Here is a 16,443-nt window from a genome sequence, read left to right as displayed (position 1 = left end):
GGGACGACGGGCCGTCCCGAGCCGTCGACCTGATCGGGCTAGCTGACGGTCACGTCCACGCAGGCGTAGAACGCGTTGGCCGTGTCGGCGACGTTCCACCGGGCCAAGATGGTGTGGTTGCCGGCGGGCAGGTTGTCGACCGTGTGCTCGACGATCTCCTCGGGCTGCGCGCCGCCGTCGTCGAACGTGCGGTGCAGCACCCCGTCGACGAAGTACTCCCAGGTGGACGTGGCGTGCTGCACGGTGAGCTGCCACCGGAACGTCTCGCTCGACCCGACCTCGGTGCGGGGCCAGGCCAGGCTGTCGTCGTCGAGGATCCCGAAGCGCGAGTTGCCGCCCGAGCACTCCATGGAGCCCTTGGCTCCCTCGACGCTGTGCGGCTCGTACTTGATGTCACCGCAGTCGAAGGGGGTGGTTCCCTTCGCGCAGTGGTCCTGCCGGCTGGGTGGGTTGGTGACCCAACCGTGCGCGGACGCCGTCGGCGCCACTGCCACCGGCGCGAGGACCGCCACGGCACCCACGGCCGCGGCGAGGAGGGTTGAACGCAGTCGCATCGTTGCTCTCCCGTTCGTGAGGAAGCTGGACAAATTCGACGCTAGAACGTCGTCCAGCCCTGCACATCAGGGGAACCGCGTCATCTCGCCGTGATCTCGGCGACCGCGCGTACGGGTTCTCCCGTACGCGGGGACCGGGCAGGGGCGCTCAGTAGGGCGCTCAGCCCAGGTCCCACAGCCGCCGGTAGAAGGCGATGCGCTCGGCGTCGGGGGCGATCCCGTACGCGTCGAAGAACGCCGGCTCGTAGCCGTCGCCGTAGTTCCACTCCAGGCTGTAGCTAGCGACGGCGAGGTCGGCCCAGCGGTCGGCGACGCCGAGGGCGTCGAGGTCGACGTGCGCGGTCCAGCGGCCGCCGTCGTCCAGCAGCGTGTTGGGGGCGCACGGGTCGCCGTGGCACACGACGATCCGGTCGTCGTCGGGCACGTCGCCGACCTGCGCGCGGGCGGCGGGCTTCATGCGGGCGACGCGGTCGGCGACGCCCCACGAGAACGGGCAGTCGTCGACCGGGAGCGTGTCGTGCAGGGCGCGCAGGCCGGCGCCGATCGCCCGGGCGGCCGTCTCGGGGTGGGCGAGCCACCGCAGGTCGACGGCCGAGCGGCCCGCGATGCCGGCCGTGACGAGCCAGCGCCCGGCGGCGTCCTCGCCGGTCTCGAGCACGCGGGGGACGGGGGTGTAGGGGCCGGCCCAGGCAAGGCGCTCGACCTCGGCGTCGAGGTCGAGCTCGGGGGTGCCGGCCGGCACCCACTTGACGTAGCGCTCGGTGCTTCCCGAACTGACTCCCGACCTGGCGTCGGATCCGTCGTCGTGCCGGGTCAGGCGGAACGTGAGGCCCCCGAGCTCGTTGTGCCAGACGGGCACGATCTCGTCCCCGGCGGCGAGGAGGCGCACCCGCTCGGGCACGACGACGGGCTCGGTCGGCGCGGAGGCCAGGACGTGGGACATGGCCGCATCCTCGCACCGGGGGCGCCCGGGGCCCACAGAATTCGCGGAGGGTTCAGGCGGACGGGCGCGCGGCGTCGACTGCCGCCGCGGCGTCCGGCGCCCTGCGCCGCGTGGCGGTCTCGCCCTGCTGGACGACGACCACGCCGGCCAGCACGAGCAGCCCGCCGGCGAGCTGGACGGGTCGCGGCAGCTCGTCGAGCAGGAGCCAGGCGAAGACCACGGCGCTGAGCACCTCGAGCAGCCCCACGAACGACGCCGGCCGCGCGCCGAGCCGCCGCCCGGCACCCACCCCCGTGACGTAGGCGACGCCCGCGGTCACCACCCCGAGCGTCCCGAGCACTGCCCAGACGGGCACGACCGCGCCAGCCAGCGCCACCGGGTCCGCCGTGGCGGTGACGGGCATGACGCCGACCGCGGCGAGCAGCCCCAGCACGACGGCGCCCACGACGAGCCCGCCCGCCGCGAGGCTCAGCGGGGGCAGACCGGTGCCCGCGCGGGCGTTGAGGAGGAAGTAGGCCGAGACCCCGACCATCGCGCCGAGCGCCCAGGCCACGCCGACGGGGTCGAGCCGCGTGCCGGTGAGGTCGAGGACCAGCACGAGGCCGGCGGCGGCGAGCGCGATGCCGGCGAGCGTCGTGCGGCCGGGGCGCTGCCCGTGCCGCAGCCACAGCCAGGCGACCACGGCAGCGGGCGAGGAGTACTCGATCAGCAGCGCCGGGCCCACCTGCATGTGCTGCACGGCGGCGAAGTAGCAGAACTGCGTGGCCGCGACCCCGAGCGCGCCGTACGCGAGCAGCAGCCGCATGTTGCGTCGCACGGGGCGCCAGTCGCCGCGCAGGGCAGCGACGCCGAACGGGAGCACGACGAGCGCGCCGATCGCGACGCGCACGAGGACGACGGCGCCCGGGCTCCACCCGGTCCCGAAGAGCCCGGCGGCGAGCGGCCCCGACAGGCTGAAGCTCACTGCGGACGCGACCGCGAGGGCGAGGCCGGAGCCCCACCGGGGCGGTGCGGTCACGTCATGCGCCACAGTGCTCATGACCCATGACGCTAGACATCGTGGGATAACGTGTCAACGTGGTCTTCGCACATGACACGGTGATCTCGCTGCGGGCTGCCGTCGACCTCGTCAACGCGGAGGAGCCGCCGCGCACGCTCACGACGGTGGCCGACCTCGACGCGTTCTTCACGCGGCAGGGCTACACGGGCCGGCACGACGGCACCGAGGCCGAGCTGGCCCGGGTGCGGGCGCTGGCGCCGCGCCTGCGACGGCTGCTGCTCGCAGGCCGCGACGACGCGGCCGCGATGGTCAACGACCTGCTCGAGCGTTCCGGGGCGCGGCCCCGGCTCGTGCGGCACACGGGGCAGGACTGGCACGTGCACGCGGTCGCCGCCGACGCGCCGCTCGACGACCGCATCGCCGTCGAGACCGCCATGGCGATGATCGACGTCGTCCGCGCCGGCGAGCACTCCCGCCTCACGGTCTGCGCCGACGCGGACTGCGACGGCCTCGTGCTCGACCTGTCGCGTAACCGGTCGCGGCGGTACTGCTCCACCGCCTGCACCAACCGCAACGCGCAGGCCGCGCTGCGGGCGCGCCGCGCCGGGGCCTGACCCCGTCGACGTATCTGGGCGGGTCGCGTCCGCTCCCTCCGGGCGAGGATGTCGGGCCCCCCGGGCGACGATCCGCCCCGCCCGGCCCCGCGAAGGAGACGACGATGTCCGTCACGACCGACCGAGCTCTCGACCCGTGGCCGATCGTCCGCCCGGGTGACAAGTTCCACCCCGTCGGCACGCTGCAGCACCTGCTCAACGAGCACGGCCACGACCTGGAGGTCGACCAGTCCTTCGGCTCGCTCACCGAGGCGGCCGTGCGCGCCTCGCAGCGCGACTTCGGCCTCGAGGTGGACGGCGTCGTCGGCCCGCTCACCTGGGGCGCGATCATCGTCACCGTGCGGCAGGGCAGCCGCGGCCACGCCGTGCGGGGTGCGCAGTCCGAGCTCGACACCCGAGGCGCGTTCGATCTCCTGGTGGACGGCGTCTTCGGTGCGAAGACCGAGACCGCGGTGCGGAAGTTCCAGTCCGCGCTGGCCGCGTTCGGCGTCGACGTGGACGGCGTCGTCGGGCCGGTGACCTGGCGCGCGATGGTCAGCGGGATGGCCTCCCACTGACGGTCTTCCTCTGACGGCCTTCCCCTGCGGGGGCGTCGGTCCTTGGAGTCCTCGCGGTGACGATGCCCGGCTCCTGGGAGGGCGCCGGGGCCGCGAACCTGCGCGGGGAGCTCGATCCGTGCGGGGCTCGTCGGTGACCACGCCTTCGGCGTGTTCAACGTGCTGGGGAACGTCGCGATGTTCGTCCCGTTGGGGTGGCTCGTAGCGCTGGCTGTCGCGCGACGCCGGATAGTGGCCGCCGCGGAGATCCTAGGTTCGCCGGACGACCGTGGCAGGGCTCCCGGCGGCGACGACCCGCTCCGGAAGGTCCTTGAGCACGACGCTCCCGGCGCCGACGACGGTGTCCCTGCCGATGCGGACCCCTGGCCCGACGATGACGCCCGCCCCGAGCCAGGCGTTCTCGCCGACCTCGATCCCGAGCGCGCGCTCCCAACCTGCGCGTCGCATCTCGTGGTCCTCGACCGGGTGCAACGCTGTCATGAGCTGCTCACGCAAGATCTCGTCGCGCTGTGCCCGGTCCGCCGGCGCGGCCAGCCGCAGCCCGTCAAGTGTCCGAGCGCACCGGTCTCGAAGTCGGGCGAGCTCCGGACCGTCCTGATACCAGTCACCGCTCGTCATCGCCGCCACCGTCGTCACGCCCCCATCGTGCCGGAGCTGCGGACCGCGCGCGGTCACCGCCGTCGTACGACGTCGTCAACCGACAGGGGGAAGGCGGCGAACGACGTCACTCCCTGGGCAGGAGTGAGTCGCAGACCTCGACGAGTCGGGCGCGCAGCTCCTGGCCACGCGCGGTGAACCCGCGCTGGCGGCGCACGTACTCGGCCTTGCCCTCCGGCGTCTCGATCGGCACGGCCTCGATGCCGTACGCCGAGACGTCGTAGGGCGCGGCGGCCATGTCGGTGTACCGGATGTCGCGGGCGAGCTCGAACGCGTCGAGCAGCAGCTCGCCGGGCACGGCCGGCCCCAGCTTGGTGGCCCACTTGTAGAGGTCCATGCCCGCGTGCAGGCAGCCCGGCTGCTCCATCGCGGGCTGGCGCTCGCGGGTGGGCCGCAGCTGGTTGCGCTCGCGCGACTCGGGCGTGAAGAAGCGGTACGCGTCGAAGTGCGAGCACGCGATGCGGTGCGACTCGACGACCGCGTCGGTGCGGTCGTGCCCGAGCCGCAGGGGGAGCGGGTGCCGGTGGTCGCGCCCCGCCTCACGGTCGCGGTAGACCATCGCCCACTCGTGCAGGCCGAAGCAGCCGAACGTGCCGGGGCGCGCGGCCGTGGCCCCGACCAGCGCGCGCACGTAGCGGACGGTGTCGCCGCGGTCGGCGAGGAAGGCGTCGACGTCGAGCGTCGCGCCGGCGCCGCCGCCCGGCAGCGCGACCTCGCGGTACCAGCGCCGGACGGCGTGCTCGTCGGCGCCCTCGAGCACCGCGCCCGGGCCGGGGTGCCACCGGCGCAGGTGGCTCGCCCGCGTGGGGTAGTAGGTGAACAGGAAGTCCTCGATGGCGTGCTTCTCGCCGCGGTCGCGGGCGTCGCGCCACACGGCGGTCAGGGCGTCCGCCCGCTCGGCGTGCGCGGCGGCGCGCGGCCCCCACTCGGCGGCGGGCACGACCGTGCCGGCGGCCGGCGCGGCCGCGGGGTCGTCGAGGGTGAGGGGGCGCACCCCACCAGGGTACGAGCGCGGGACGGTCGCCCCGGCGGCCCGCGCGGCCACTACGGTGTGGCGCGTGCCGCACACGCATCCCTTCCGCCATCCGTTCCGTCAGGTCGACGTCTTCGCCACCGGCCCGCTCACGGGCAACCCCGTGGCCGTGGTGCACGACGCCGACGACCTCGCCGACGAGCAGATGGCCGCCTTCGCGCGCTGGACCAACCTGTCGGAGACGACGTTCCTGCTCGCCCCGACGGACACGCCCGACGGACGCGCCGCCGACTACCGCGTGCGGATCTGGACGCCGGGCGGTGAGCTGCCGTTCGCGGGCCACCCGACGCTCGGCACGGCCCACGCCTGGCTCGAGGCCGGCGGCGTGCCGCGCAGCGCCGGGCAGGTGGTGCAGGAGTGCGGGGTCGGGCTCGTGACCGTCCGGCGCGACGGTGACCGGCTCGCCTTCGCGGCGCCCCCGCTGCTCCGGTCCGGCCCGGTCACTCCGGAGGACCTCGCACGGATCGCCAGGGCGCTTCGGGTCACCACGGCCGACGTCGTGGCCGCCGAGTGGATCGACAACGGCCCGGGATGGGTCGGGGTACGGCTGCGTGACGCCGACGCGGTGCTCGCCATCGAGCCGGACCCGAGCGCGCTCGGCGACCTCAAAATCGGCGTCGTCGGGTCGTGGCCGCAGGGCGCGGACGTCGCCGTCGAGGTCCGGGCGTTCTACGGCGAACGGGGATGCGTCGTCGAGGACCCGGTGACTGGCAGCCTCAATGCCGGGCTGGGCCAGTGGCTCGCGGGGGACGTGCTGCCCGCGTCGTACGTCGCCTCGCAGGGCACCGCGCTCGGCCGCCGCGGGCGGGTGTACGTGCGCCGGGACGACGACGGCGCGGTGTGGGTCGCAGGCGCCGCGGTCACGGCCATCGCGGGCACCGTCACCCTGTAGTCGCGATCCAGACGCGCAGCGACCCGACCGCCTCGAAGCCGTGCGGCAGCGCGGCTTCGAGGTCCTCGCCGCTCTCGTAGCCCACCACCGGGACGCCGGGGAACGCGCGGGACACGGCGTCCAGCACTCCGGGCCAGGCAGTCCCGCCTGCCCCGGGGACGGCGAAGACGTTCGAGAGCCCGACGACGCCGCCCGTGCACGTCGCGACCGCCCCTGCGACGACCTCGCCCGTCCCGGTGCGGCCGGCGAGGACCGTCGTGCCCGGATCTGCCAGGAGCCCCGGGCGGAAGGTCCCGGCGTACCCCGCGCCGTCGTCCCAGGCGCCCGCCCACGCGTGCAGCGTGGCGGCGTCACGAACATCGGCCCAGGTGATGTCGGGCGTCACGGCCTCGGGCGCGGTCGCGGCCGGCCGATGGATCCAGCTCGCCTCGAACGCGACCTCGAACGCGACCTCGAACCGGGTGCCCGGCGCGGTCGGGGTGAGGTCGAGGTCGGCGAAGCTGTCCTTGACGGAGGCGCCTGGCGACCGGGTGTCGATCCGGGCGAGCAGTGCGCCCGCGTCGGCCCCCGGCACGAGGGTGACGGCGTCCGGGTACAGACCCGGCGTGCGGGTGGGGCTCGCCCACGCCTGAGGCCCCGCCTTCCCGGCGCACCCGTGCGTGCGGCTCACGGTGGCGCACCACGCGGCGTTGTTCCGCGCGGCGGCCAGGACCAGGTCTTCAGTAGTCGTCACGCCCGCGATCATGCCGACCGACGACCTGTCCCGTCCACGGGGCGTCCAGGCGGCGGTCAGCGTTCCCGGGCGGCCCGCGGGCCCTGCCCGACGGCGACGTGGTGGACGGCATCGAGGCGTACGCCGCGGCTTCGACGCGGTGACCCGGCGCGGCCGATCGCCCGGGGAGCCTGGCCCTGCCGATGGATCAGGCGCCCCGGAACGTCGCCCGGTAGGCCGTGGGGGTGACGCCCACCGCGCGGTGGAAGTGGCGCCGGAGCGTGGCGGCGGTACCCAGGCCGGAGCTGACAGCGACCTGCTCCACGGAGGCGTCAGTGCGCTCGAGGAGCTCCTGGGCCCGCGCGAGGCGCTGCTGGTGCAGCCAGTCCAGCGGCCCGGTCCCGAGCTCCGCGTGCATCCGGCGGGCGAGCTGGCGGGTGCTGAGCCCGGCGCGCCCGGCGAGGTCGCGCACGGTCAGCGGGCGGTCGAGCCGGGCGCGGGCCCACCCGAGGGCCGGCTCGAGCCCGGCGCCTGCCCGCGGCTCCGCCGGCGCGGTGATGAACTGCGCCTGGCCGCCGCTGCGGTGGGACGGGACGACGAGCCGCCGCGCGAGTCCGTTGGCGGCCGTGGCGCCGAGGTCGCGGCGCACGAGGTGCAGGCAGAGGTCGAGCGCGGCGGTCTTGCCGGCGGAGGTGAGCACGTCGCCGTCGTCCGTGTAGAGGACGTCCGCGCGCACGTCGACCCGCGGGTAGCGGCGGGCGAGGTCGTCGGCGTGCATCCAGTGCGTGGTCGCGGTGCGGCCGTCCAGGAGCCCGGCGGCCGCCAGCACGAAGGCGCCGGTGCACAACGACGCGATCGCGACGCCCCGGCCGTGCGCCTCGCGGAGCGCGTCGACCAGGCGCTGGTCCGGGTCGGCGTCGGGGTCGTCGGTGGAGGGGACGACGACGCGGTCGACGCGGGACAGCTCGGAGTACGGGGCGCTCGGCGCGCCCGGCAGCCACGGGTGGGTCTCGCCATCGGGGGTGCAGACCACGAAGTCGTACCAGGCGCCGCGTGGCGCGAGCTCGGGGCGGTCGACCCCGAGGATCTCCGCCGCGATCGCCACCTCGTACAGCATCGCGGAGCCGTGCAGGGCGAGGGCGATTCGGGGCATGTCCGAAACCGTACGCACGATGTCGTTCAGGACGCTCGTCGCCGGCCGGCGCGGCGACCAGGATCGAGCCATGCAGGCAACTCAGCGAGTGATGGTCTACGGCGCGGCGGGGCACACGGGGGGCTTCGTCGTCGACGAGCTGGTGGCGCGCGGGCTGACGCCCGTGCTCGCCGGGCGCAGCGGCGCCCGGCTCGCGGCCGCCGCGGCCCGCCACCCCGACCTCGAGCGGCGGGTGGTCGGCGTGGACGACCCCGAGCTCCTGCAGCGCGCTCTCGAGGGCGTGGGGGTGGTGGTGAACTGCGCCGGACCGTTCCTGGACACCGCCCTGCCGCTGGCTCGCGCGGCCGTGGCCGCCGGGGCGCACTACCTGGACGTCACCGCCGAGCAGCCGTCGGTCCAGCAGGTCTACAGGGAGCTCGACGCCCCCGCCCGCGCCGCCGGCGTGGCCGTCGTGCCCGCCATGGCCTTCTACGGCGGGCTGGCCGACCTGCTCGTCACCGCCGCGCTCGACGGCGAGCCCGGCGCGGACGCCGTCGAGGTCGCCGTCGGGCTCGACCACTGGTGGCCCACCGCCGGGACCCGCGTCACGGGGGAGCGGAACACCGCGACCCGGCTGGTGGTCCGCGACGGCGCCCTGGTGCCGCTCGCGAGCCCGGCGCCGACCGGCATCTGGTCGTTCCCGGCGCCCCTGGGGCAGCAGCCGGTCGTGCAGCTGCCGTTCTCGGAGGTCGTGACCATCACGCGTCACCTCGAGGTCGGGGAGCTCACCTCGTACCTGAGCTCTGCCTCCCTCGACGAGCTGCGGGACGAGTCGACACCGTCGCCGTCCGCGGCCGACGAGGACGGCCGGTCGACGCAGCGGTTCGTCGTGGACGTCGCCGTGCGACGCGGCACCGCCACGCGCCGCCTCAGCGCTGCGGGCCGGGACATCTACGCCGTCTCCGCCCCGGTCGTCGTGGAGGGCGTGGTGCGGCTCCTGGACGGGCGGTTCCGCGCCTCCGGCGCCGTCGCGCCGGGAGAGACCTTCGACGCGGCCGACGTGCTCGCCGCTCTGGCGGAGCACGCCGCCGGGTTCACGATCGATCGGGAGGCGGAGCGGGCGGCGTGAGGTCGGCGGCGCGGTCGGCGACCCGCCCCATCAGCCGTTCGAGCGGCCCCCGACCGAGCAGGAACCGCCACGCCGTCGCCGCGACCAGCGTGACCGCCACCAGGACGACCAGCGGGCCGTTGCTCGTGGCCCCCAGCAGGTCCCACCGCCAGATCGCGACGATCTGCAGCGAGTAGACGGTCAGTGCCATCGACCCCACCGCGGCGAGCGGCGCGAGCACCCACCGGCCGACCCGCCCGACGTGCAGGCACAGCCCCACCACGGCGACCGCGAACCCGCCCGAGGCGAGCGCCTCGAAGGTCGTGTCGTCGTGCGGGCCTGCCAGGAGCAGGCCCGCCGCATCCGGCCAGGCGTCGTCCCAGGCGAAGGCAGCCCCGGTGACGGACGATGCGGCGTCGCGCTGCGCCACGATCGCCTCCTGGCCGCCGGCGGCCCCGACGAGCCACCCCGAGAGCAGCGAGAACACCGACCAGGCGGCAAGCCCGCCGACGAGCAGCCCGGTGCGCAGCCGCTGCGAGCGCAGGTCGCACCGGCCGATCGCCATCCCGGCCAGCGCGTATGCCATCCAGACGATCGCCGGGTAGTGCCCGGTCAGCACGAAGTCCGTCACGGCGCCCGACCCGTCGCGCGGCAGGCGCAGGCCAGCCCGCGCGAGCACCTCCGGCCCCCAGTACGCGAGCACCGGGCCGACGAGGGCGACGGCCACGGCCAGCACCGCGAGCCGGCGCGGGCCCCACCGCAGGAAGGGCAGTGCGAGCACGAAGTAGCACGCGTAGAAGCCGAGGATCAGCAGCACGCGGGTGCCCAGCAGGTCGAGCAGCGCGACCAGCGCGAGCAGCAGCACGGCGCGCACGAGCAGGCGGGTGCGGGCCCGGCGCAGCGGGTCACCGTCCAGGGGCTGCGGGCCGCCCGAGACGATGGCCACGGAGATGCCCGCCACGAGGGCGAACAGGATGGACGAGCGGCCGTGCGACAGGTCGAGCAGCCACCACGCCGGGCCGGCCTCCGGCGTCGTCAGCCCGACGTGCGCGGTGAACATGCCCAGCACCGCGATCCCGCGGGCCACGTCGATGCCGGGCACCCGCCCGGGGCCGCCGCCCAGCCGGTTCAGCCCCGCGCGCAGGCGCGGCGTCGTCGTGCCGGTGGCCGCGCCCATGGCGTGATGATGCCACCGCGCGTGGCGCGCGTCGTCCCGCAGCGTGAGAACCCCGCGGCCAGGAGGCCAGGTGGTCACTACGGTAGGACCATGAGCGACCTGCGCACGGAGCCCGGCCCCGAGGAGACCCCTGAACCGGCCGGTGCCGACCTCAACGACGCGATCGAGGCGCCGAGCACACACCACACCGTGCCGAGCAAGGAGTCCGAGTCGTACACGCACGGGCACCACGAGTCCGTGCTGCGCTCGCACCGCAGCCGCACCGCCCAGAACTCGGCGGGCTTCCTGGTGCCCCACCTGCGCGACGACATGTCCCTGCTGGACGTCGGCTGCGGGCCGGGCACGGTGACCGCCGACCTGGGCCGGATCATCGCCGGCGGCGAGGTGGTGGGAGTCGACGCGAGCTCCAAGGTGCTCGAGGCGGCCCGCGAGCACGCCGGGGCCCTCGGCTACGGCAACGTGCGGTTCGAGCAGGCGAACGCCTACGAGCTGCCGTTCGCCGACGACGCGTTCGACGTGGTGTACGCCCACCAGCTGTTGCAGCACCTGTCCGACCCGGTCGCGGCGCTGCGCGAGATGAAGCGCGTCGCCAAGCCGGGTGGGCTCGTCGCGGTGCGCGACGCCGACTACGCGGCGATGGCCTGGTACCCCGAGTCCCCGGGCCTCACCGAGTGGAACGAGCTGTACCACGAGGTCACGCACGCCTACGGCTTCGAGCCCGATGCTGGCCGGCGCCTCATGTCGTGGGTGCAGCAGGCCGGGCTGGACGGGATCGTGCCGTCCGCGTCGTCCTGGTGCTACGCGACGCCGACCGACCGGCAGTGGTGGGGCGAGCTGTGGGCGGAGCGCTGCGTCGAGTCCAACTTCGCCGGCCAGGCCAAGGACGCCGGCCTGGCGGACGACGTCGCGCTCGAGCAGATCGCGCAGGACTGGCAGGCCTGGGCGCAGGCGCCCGACGGCTGGTTCGCCATCCTGCACGGCGAGGTGCTCGCCCGCGCTTGAGGGGTGCGATGTAGGCTTACATCATGAGCCACCGCACGCAGATCACGCTCGAGGACGCGCAGTACGCGCGGCTCCTCGCGGAGTCGCGGGCGTCCGGGCTCGGTCTCGCCGAGCTGGTGCGGCGGGCGGTCGACAAGGTCTACGGAGCGGCCGACACCGACGAGTTCCTGCGTGCGCTCGAGGAGAGCTTCGGCACATGGGACGGCGAGAACGTCGACGGCGCGAGGTACGTCGACGTCGCGCGAGGTGCTCGCCACGACCGGATCGCCGACTGGTGACGGCGGCGTGACCGTTCTCGTCGACACCTCGGTGTTCATCGACCATCTTCGCGGCAGGGTCGAGGCGCGTGACGTTCTCGCGACGGCACGCCGTGACGGCCATCAGATCGTGGCGTCGGTCCTGACACGGGCGGAGCTGCTGGGTGGGATGCGTTCGCCGGAGAAGGCACGGACGCGCGCCCTGTTCCTCGCCGTGGGCTGGATCGACGTCGACCGGGAGATCGCCGACCGCGCCGGCGAGCTGGCGCGGCGGTACCGGCGGTCGCACTCCGGGATCGACCTGGTCGACTACGTCATCGCGGCCACAGCCGAGCTGGCCGCCGCGGAACTGCTCACCTGCAACGTCAAGCACTTCCCCATGGTCGCGGGGCTTGCGGCACCGTACTGAGCGGGTCGGTACCCTGGGCGCGTGCGCATCGCGAGATTCACCACCGGAGACGACCCCCGCTTCGCCATCGTCCAGCACGAGGGCGACCGCACCTTCCTCGCCGTCCTGGGCGGTGACCCGCTCTCGATGACGGCGCTGCCGACGGGCGAGCGGATCGAGCTGGGCGACGGCGTCCGGCTGCTGGCCCCGGTGATCCCGCGGTCCAAGATCGTGGCGGTCGGCAAGAACTACGCCGACCACGCCAAGGAGATGGGCGGCGAGGTGCCGGCCACGCCGCTGCTGTTCTTCAAGCCGAACACCGCCGTCGTCGGGCCCGACGACCCGGTCGTGCTGCCCGAGTTCACGCGCGAGGTCAGCTACGAGGCCGAGCTCGCCGTCGTGATCTCCAAGGTGTGCAAGGACGTGGAGCCGGAGAGCTGGCGCTCCTACGTGCTCGGCTACACCGTGGCCAACGACGTCACCGCGCGCGACGCGCAGCGCACCGACGGGCAGTGGGCGCGAGCCAAGGGCTTCGACACCTCCTGCCCGCTGGGCCCGTGGATCGACACCGACCTGAACCCCGATGACGTCGGCGTGCGTTCGCGCGTCAACGGCGAGCTCAAGCAGGACGGCCGCACGTCGGACATGGTCTTCGACGTGCCGTTCCTCGTGTCGTACATCAGCAAGGCGATGACGCTGCTCCCCGGGGACGTCATCCTCACCGGCACGCCGGCGGGGGTGGGCCGGATCGACCACGGCGACCGCGTCGAGTGCGAGGTCGAGGGCATCGGCGTCCTGTCCAACCCCGTCTTCCGTCGCGACTGAGGTGCCGGGCTTGACCGCCGACGCCCTGGCGGTGCTCCGGCAGATGCCGGCGGCGGACGCGGGGCAGCGCGCGCTGCGCGACCGGTTCGTCGCGCACCTTCGTGCGCACCCGGACGGCGTGCTGCGGACCTGCCGGCCGGACCACCTCACGGCGTCCACGATCGTGCTCTCGGCGGACGGCACACAGGTGCTGCTGACCCTGCACGCCAAGGCGCGCCGGTGGTTCCAGCTCGGCGGGCACCTCGAGCCCGGGGACCGCACGCTGCTCGGTGCCGCCCGGCGCGAGGCGGCCGAGGAGTCCGGGCTCGACCTGGACCTCGACCTGGCCTTCGACGCCTTCGACGCCTTCGACGCCTTCGACGCCTTCGACCCCGTGCCGGTGCACCTCGACGAGCACGCCGTGCCGTTCTGCGGGCCGGACGGGCAGGCGCACCACCTGGACGTGCGGTTCGTCGCCGTCGCGCCCGACGGCGCCCGGCACGCCGTCAGTGACGAGTCCCTCGACGTGCGCTGGTGGCCGGTGAACGACCTGCCGAACCCCGATCTCGCGACCGTGGTCGCGCTCGCGGTGGCACGCGTCCGGGCGACCGTCCGGCGATGACCCTGCTCGCGGCTGCGGTCCCCGACCAGGACTGAGAGGACGAACGCGTGGACGTGTACGAAGCCGTGGACAGCCGGCGGGCGGTGCGGGCGTTCAGCCCGGAGCCGGTGCCCCGCGAGGTGCTCCAGCGGGTGCTGACCGCGGCGACCCGGGCGCCGTCGAGCGGGAACCTCCAGCCGTGGCACGTCTACGTCGTGACCGGAGGGCCCCTCGCCGAGCTGAAGCGGCGCGCGACCGCCCGGGCGCTCGCGGGCGACCAGGGCGACGCGCGGGAGTACCCGATGTACCCGGACGGACTGGCCGCTCCGTACGCGGACCGGTTCGCCGCCGCGGCTGCCCAGCGGTACGCGGCACTGGGCATCGAGCGCGACGACCCGGACCGGCCCCGGAAGATCGCCGCCCTGAACTCGGGAGCGTTCGGGGCGCCGGCCGTGCTCTTCTGCTACCTCGACCGGTCGATGGGCCCGGGGCAGTGGGCCGACGCGGGGATGTACCTGCAGACCGTCATGCTGCTGCTCCGGGCGGAGGGGGTGCATAGCTGCCCCCAGGTGATGTGGACCATGTACCGCCGGACCGTGGCCGAGGTCGTCGGCGCCGACGACCGGCACGTCCTGCTCTGCGGCGTCTCGGTGGGGTTCGAGCAGGACGGCGTGCCCCCGCTGCGCACCGGGCGCGCGGGCCTCACCGAGACCGTGACCTTCGTCGGGGCGTGACCGCCCGGCCGGCGAGTCAGCGCGGCGTCGTGGTCCGGGGCTCGCGGTAGCGCTCCTCGTCGATGCCGGCCAGGCGGGAGGGGTGCACCTGGTCGCCCAGGCCGTAGAACCGCTGGAAGCTCATGACGAGCGGCCGCCACAGGTCCGGGTCGATCCGGTCCGTGTGGCCCGCGAGCCGGATCGCGGGGTCGACCCAGACGCGGGTCACCTCGGCCTCGACGGCGAGCAGCCGGGCGGCGTCCGCGGCGTCTCCCGGCCGCGCGTCGAGGGGGTGGACCGCGCGGACCACCGCCTCCAGGTGCACCGGGCACTCGGCGATGCGCTGGGGGCGCACGGTCGCCGCGTCGAGCGGGGTCAGGCCCGCGGCGCCGAACTTGTCGGGCTCGTGGACGTAGCCCGCCCGCGCCTTCCACGGCGAGATGTCGGCCCGCCCGGTCGTCAGGGCCAGCCGGTCGACGTGGGTGGCCACGGCGGGCGACGCGAGGTTCATCACCAGCTCCGGGTGCCGGCGCAGGTTGAGCGCCGTCTGGCTGCGCGCGCCGACGCCGAGCACGGCGCTGCGGCCCAGCCAGAAGACGGACGACATCGGCATGAGGTTCGTCGTGCCGTCCTCGTTCGTGGAGCTCAGCAGCACGACGGGCGTGCCGAAGTAGAGGATCGCCGGGTCGATGGTGACGTGCTGGGTGACATGCTCGGCGACGTGCCGGGTGGCGGGCTCGATGACGTGCGTGGTGCTGGTCATGCACACGACGCTAGGGCGGGGCCCGCGCGTCGTCCGGCGGGAATCGGACCTGGCGTCGGGGCCCTGATGCGGGCCGTTGGCGCGGGCGAACTACGCTGGGCCCGTGATCCCCGCTGCAGGCTCTTCCGCCGTCCGTGTCCGCTTCGCCCCGTCGCCGACGGGCATGTTCCACGTGGGCGGTGCCCGCTCGGCGCTGTTCAACTGGGCGGTGGCCAAGCACCAGGGCGGCACGTTCGTGCTCCGCATCGAGGACACCGACGCAGCTCGCAACAAGCCGGAGTGGGTCGACGGCATCCTCAGCGCGCTCGCCGCCCTCGGCATGCACGCCGAGGACCCGACCTTCGAGGGCCCGTACTTCCAGTCGCAGAACGTGGCGAAGCACCGCGAGGCGTCGGCGCGCCTGTTCGAGGCGGGCCGCGCGTACTACTGCGACTGCACGCGGGACGACGTCGCTGCACGGACCGGGAACGCGCAGTCCGGGTACGACGGTTTCTGCCGCGACCGCGGCCTGGCCTACGAGCCCGGCCGGGCGCTGCGCTTCCGCACGCCCGACGAGGGCGAGACCCAGGTCGTGGACCTCATCCGCGGCAACCCGACGTTCCCGAACTCCGCGATGGAGGACTTCGTCGTCGCGCGCGGCGACGGCTCGCCCGTCTTCCTGCTCGCCAACGTCGTCGACGACCTGGACGAGGGCATCACGCACGTCATCCGCGGCGAGGAGCACCTGCCGAACACTCCCAAGCAGCAGCTGCTGTGGGAGGCGCTCGGCGCGCAGGCGCCCACGTGGGCGCACCTGCCCGTCATCGTCAACGAGAAGCGCCAGAAGCTCTCCAAGCGCCGCGACAAGGTCGCGCTCGAGGACTACCTCGCGGAGGGCTACCTGCCCGAGGCGATGGTCAACTACCTCATGCTGCTCGGCTGGGCGCCCGGCAACGACGAGGAGATCCTCCCGTTCGACGAGCTCGTCGAGCGGTTCCGCATCGAGGACGTGAACAGCGCCTCCGCATTCTTCGACGTCAAGAAGCTCGCGTCGTTCAACGGCGAGTACATCCGGGCGATGTCGGTCGAGGACTTCATTGCCGCCGTCGACCCGTGGCTGCACGCCCCGAAGGCGCCGTGGAGCGAGGAGCAGTACGACGCCGCGGCGTTCGCGAAGGTGGCGCCGCTGGCGCAGTCGCGCGTCGTGCTGCTCGCGGACATCACCGACAACGTCGACTTCCTCTTCCTCGACGCTCCCGTCGACGACGAGCGGTCGTGGTCCAAAGCCATGAAGCCCGGAGCCGCCGAGCTGCTCGTCGACGTGCGCGCGGCGCTCGCGACGCTCGAGCCGTGGGAGGCGGAGCCGCTCAAGGACGCCGTCGCCGCGGTGGGGGAGCAGCACGCCCTCAAGCTGGGCAAGGCGCAGGCCCCGGTCCGGGTCGCGGTCACGGGCCGCACGATCGGGCTGCCGCTCTTCGAGTCGCTCGAGGTGCTCGGGCGCGAGCGCACGCTGGCGCGCGTGGACGCCGCCCTGGCGCGCCTCGATGGTTGAGCGCA

The 16,443-nt window shown here is 74.3% G+C and carries 20 protein-coding genes; 11 read left to right on the top strand and 9 right to left on the bottom strand.

Features of this window, described 5'->3' with window-relative positions:
• Positions 1–38: 38 nt before the first annotated feature.
• From AC1C2W_RS13710 to AC1C2W_RS13700, 3 genes are all read right to left on the bottom strand, one after another.
• Positions 39–554 carry a lytic polysaccharide monooxygenase auxiliary activity family 9 protein gene (locus AC1C2W_RS13710; protein WP_495413389.1) on the bottom strand — a complete coding sequence of 172 codons (516 nt, stop codon included), beginning with the start codon at positions 552–554 and terminating at the stop codon, positions 39–41.
• A gap of 160 nt (positions 555–714) precedes the next feature.
• On the bottom strand, positions 715–1,497 hold the full coding sequence (locus tag AC1C2W_RS13705; RefSeq protein ID WP_495413388.1) for a phosphotransferase: 783 nt from the start codon (positions 1,495–1,497) through the stop codon (positions 715–717).
• Between the two features lie 52 nt (positions 1,498–1,549).
• Positions 1,550–2,536, bottom strand: coding sequence for an EamA family transporter (locus AC1C2W_RS13700; RefSeq protein WP_495413387.1), 987 nt, complete (start codon positions 2,534–2,536; stop codon positions 1,550–1,552).
• A gap of 38 nt (positions 2,537–2,574) precedes the next feature.
• On the opposite strand from AC1C2W_RS13700, the gene AC1C2W_RS13695 reads away from it, so the two are divergent.
• Both AC1C2W_RS13695 and AC1C2W_RS13690 read left to right on the top strand, forming a co-directional pair.
• The gene (locus tag AC1C2W_RS13695; protein ID WP_495389775.1) at positions 2,575–3,111 is read left to right on the top strand and encodes a CGNR zinc finger domain-containing protein; all 537 of its coding nucleotides are present in this window, start codon (positions 2,575–2,577) and stop codon (positions 3,109–3,111) included.
• Between the two features lie 104 nt (positions 3,112–3,215).
• Positions 3,216–3,668: a peptidoglycan-binding domain-containing protein gene (locus AC1C2W_RS13690; RefSeq protein WP_495413386.1), complete on the top strand. Its 453-nt coding sequence runs from the start codon at positions 3,216–3,218 to the stop codon at positions 3,666–3,668.
• Positions 3,669–3,917: 249 nt separating this feature from the next.
• Here the strand turns inward: AC1C2W_RS13690 and AC1C2W_RS13685 are convergent, their stop codons facing one another.
• Positions 3,918–4,304, bottom strand: coding sequence for a DapH/DapD/GlmU-related protein (locus tag AC1C2W_RS13685; protein WP_495413385.1), 387 nt, complete (start codon positions 4,302–4,304; stop codon positions 3,918–3,920).
• An 88-nt stretch (positions 4,305–4,392) separates the two neighbouring features.
• Entirely contained in the window at positions 4,393–5,319 is a 927-nt protein-coding gene (locus tag AC1C2W_RS13680) for a 3-methyladenine DNA glycosylase (protein ID WP_495413384.1), read from the bottom strand.
• A gap of 64 nt (positions 5,320–5,383) precedes the next feature.
• On the opposite strand from AC1C2W_RS13680, the gene AC1C2W_RS13675 reads away from it, so the two are divergent.
• Positions 5,384–6,250 (top strand): PhzF family phenazine biosynthesis protein, encoded by an 867-nt coding sequence (locus AC1C2W_RS13675; RefSeq protein WP_495413383.1) that lies wholly within the window; start codon positions 5,384–5,386, stop codon positions 6,248–6,250.
• Here the strand turns inward: AC1C2W_RS13675 and AC1C2W_RS13670 are convergent.
• Together AC1C2W_RS13670 and AC1C2W_RS13665 are read right to left on the bottom strand one after the other, a co-directional pair.
• Positions 6,240–6,983, bottom strand: a complete 744-nt coding sequence (locus AC1C2W_RS13670; protein WP_495413382.1) for a hypothetical protein — start codon at positions 6,981–6,983, stop codon at positions 6,240–6,242. The genes AC1C2W_RS13675 and AC1C2W_RS13670 overlap by 11 nt on opposite strands.
• A 187-nt stretch (positions 6,984–7,170) precedes the next feature.
• Positions 7,171–8,115: a GlxA family transcriptional regulator gene (locus AC1C2W_RS13665; RefSeq protein ID WP_495413381.1), complete on the bottom strand. Its 945-nt coding sequence runs from the start codon at positions 8,113–8,115 to the stop codon at positions 7,171–7,173.
• Positions 8,116–8,185: 70 nt separating this feature from the next.
• Here AC1C2W_RS13665 and AC1C2W_RS13660 point away from each other — a divergent pair, with 70 nt between their 5' ends.
• On the top strand, positions 8,186–9,223 hold the full coding sequence (locus AC1C2W_RS13660) for a saccharopine dehydrogenase family protein (RefSeq protein WP_495413380.1): 1,038 nt from the start codon (positions 8,186–8,188) through the stop codon (positions 9,221–9,223).
• On the opposite strand, the gene AC1C2W_RS13655 is transcribed toward AC1C2W_RS13660, so the two are convergent.
• Positions 9,189–10,379, bottom strand: a complete 1,191-nt coding sequence (locus AC1C2W_RS13655) for a heparan-alpha-glucosaminide N-acetyltransferase domain-containing protein (protein ID WP_495413379.1) — start codon at positions 10,377–10,379, stop codon at positions 9,189–9,191. The genes AC1C2W_RS13660 and AC1C2W_RS13655 overlap by 35 nt on opposite strands.
• A 90-nt stretch (positions 10,380–10,469) precedes the next feature.
• On the opposite strand from AC1C2W_RS13655, the gene AC1C2W_RS13650 reads away from it, so the two are divergent.
• From AC1C2W_RS13650 to AC1C2W_RS13625, 6 genes are read left to right on the top strand one after another with little or no spacing between them, the layout of a single operon-like run.
• On the top strand, positions 10,470–11,381 hold the full coding sequence (locus AC1C2W_RS13650; RefSeq protein WP_495389766.1) for a methyltransferase domain-containing protein: 912 nt from the start codon (positions 10,470–10,472) through the stop codon (positions 11,379–11,381).
• 23 nt (positions 11,382–11,404) lie between these two features.
• On the top strand, positions 11,405–11,659 hold the full coding sequence (locus AC1C2W_RS13645; RefSeq protein ID WP_495413378.1) for a hypothetical protein: 255 nt from the start codon (positions 11,405–11,407) through the stop codon (positions 11,657–11,659).
• Between the two features lie 7 nt (positions 11,660–11,666).
• Positions 11,667–12,047: a type II toxin-antitoxin system VapC family toxin gene (locus tag AC1C2W_RS13640; RefSeq protein WP_495389764.1), complete on the top strand. Its 381-nt coding sequence runs from the start codon at positions 11,667–11,669 to the stop codon at positions 12,045–12,047.
• A gap of 21 nt (positions 12,048–12,068) precedes the next feature.
• Entirely contained in the window at positions 12,069–12,851 is a 783-nt protein-coding gene (locus tag AC1C2W_RS13635; RefSeq protein ID WP_495389763.1) for a fumarylacetoacetate hydrolase family protein, read from the top strand.
• A gap of 1 nt (position 12,852) precedes the next feature.
• Complete coding sequence (locus AC1C2W_RS13630) at positions 12,853–13,452, top strand: NUDIX hydrolase (RefSeq protein ID WP_495413377.1); 600 nt, start codon at positions 12,853–12,855, stop codon at positions 13,450–13,452.
• Positions 13,453–13,499: 47 nt separating this feature from the next.
• A complete protein-coding gene (locus AC1C2W_RS13625; RefSeq protein ID WP_495389761.1) occupies positions 13,500–14,165 on the top strand; it encodes a nitroreductase in 666 nt (221 codons plus the stop codon).
• Positions 14,166–14,181: 16 nt separating this feature from the next.
• On the opposite strand, the gene AC1C2W_RS13620 is transcribed toward AC1C2W_RS13625, so the two are convergent.
• The gene (locus AC1C2W_RS13620; RefSeq protein WP_495413376.1) at positions 14,182–14,907 is read right to left on the bottom strand and encodes a flavin reductase family protein; all 726 of its coding nucleotides are present in this window, start codon (positions 14,905–14,907) and stop codon (positions 14,182–14,184) included.
• A gap of 103 nt (positions 14,908–15,010) precedes the next feature.
• Here AC1C2W_RS13620 and gltX point away from each other — a divergent pair, with 103 nt between their 5' ends.
• A complete protein-coding gene (gene gltX, locus AC1C2W_RS13615) occupies positions 15,011–16,438 on the top strand; it encodes a glutamate--tRNA ligase (RefSeq protein ID WP_495413375.1) in 1,428 nt (475 codons plus the stop codon).
• Positions 16,439–16,443: the final 5 nt, after the last annotated feature.

Source organism: Isoptericola sp. Y581, assembly GCF_059445475.1.
The sequence above is the reverse complement of the archived record's forward strand: the minus strand, read 5'-3'. Positions and strand labels throughout refer to the sequence as shown.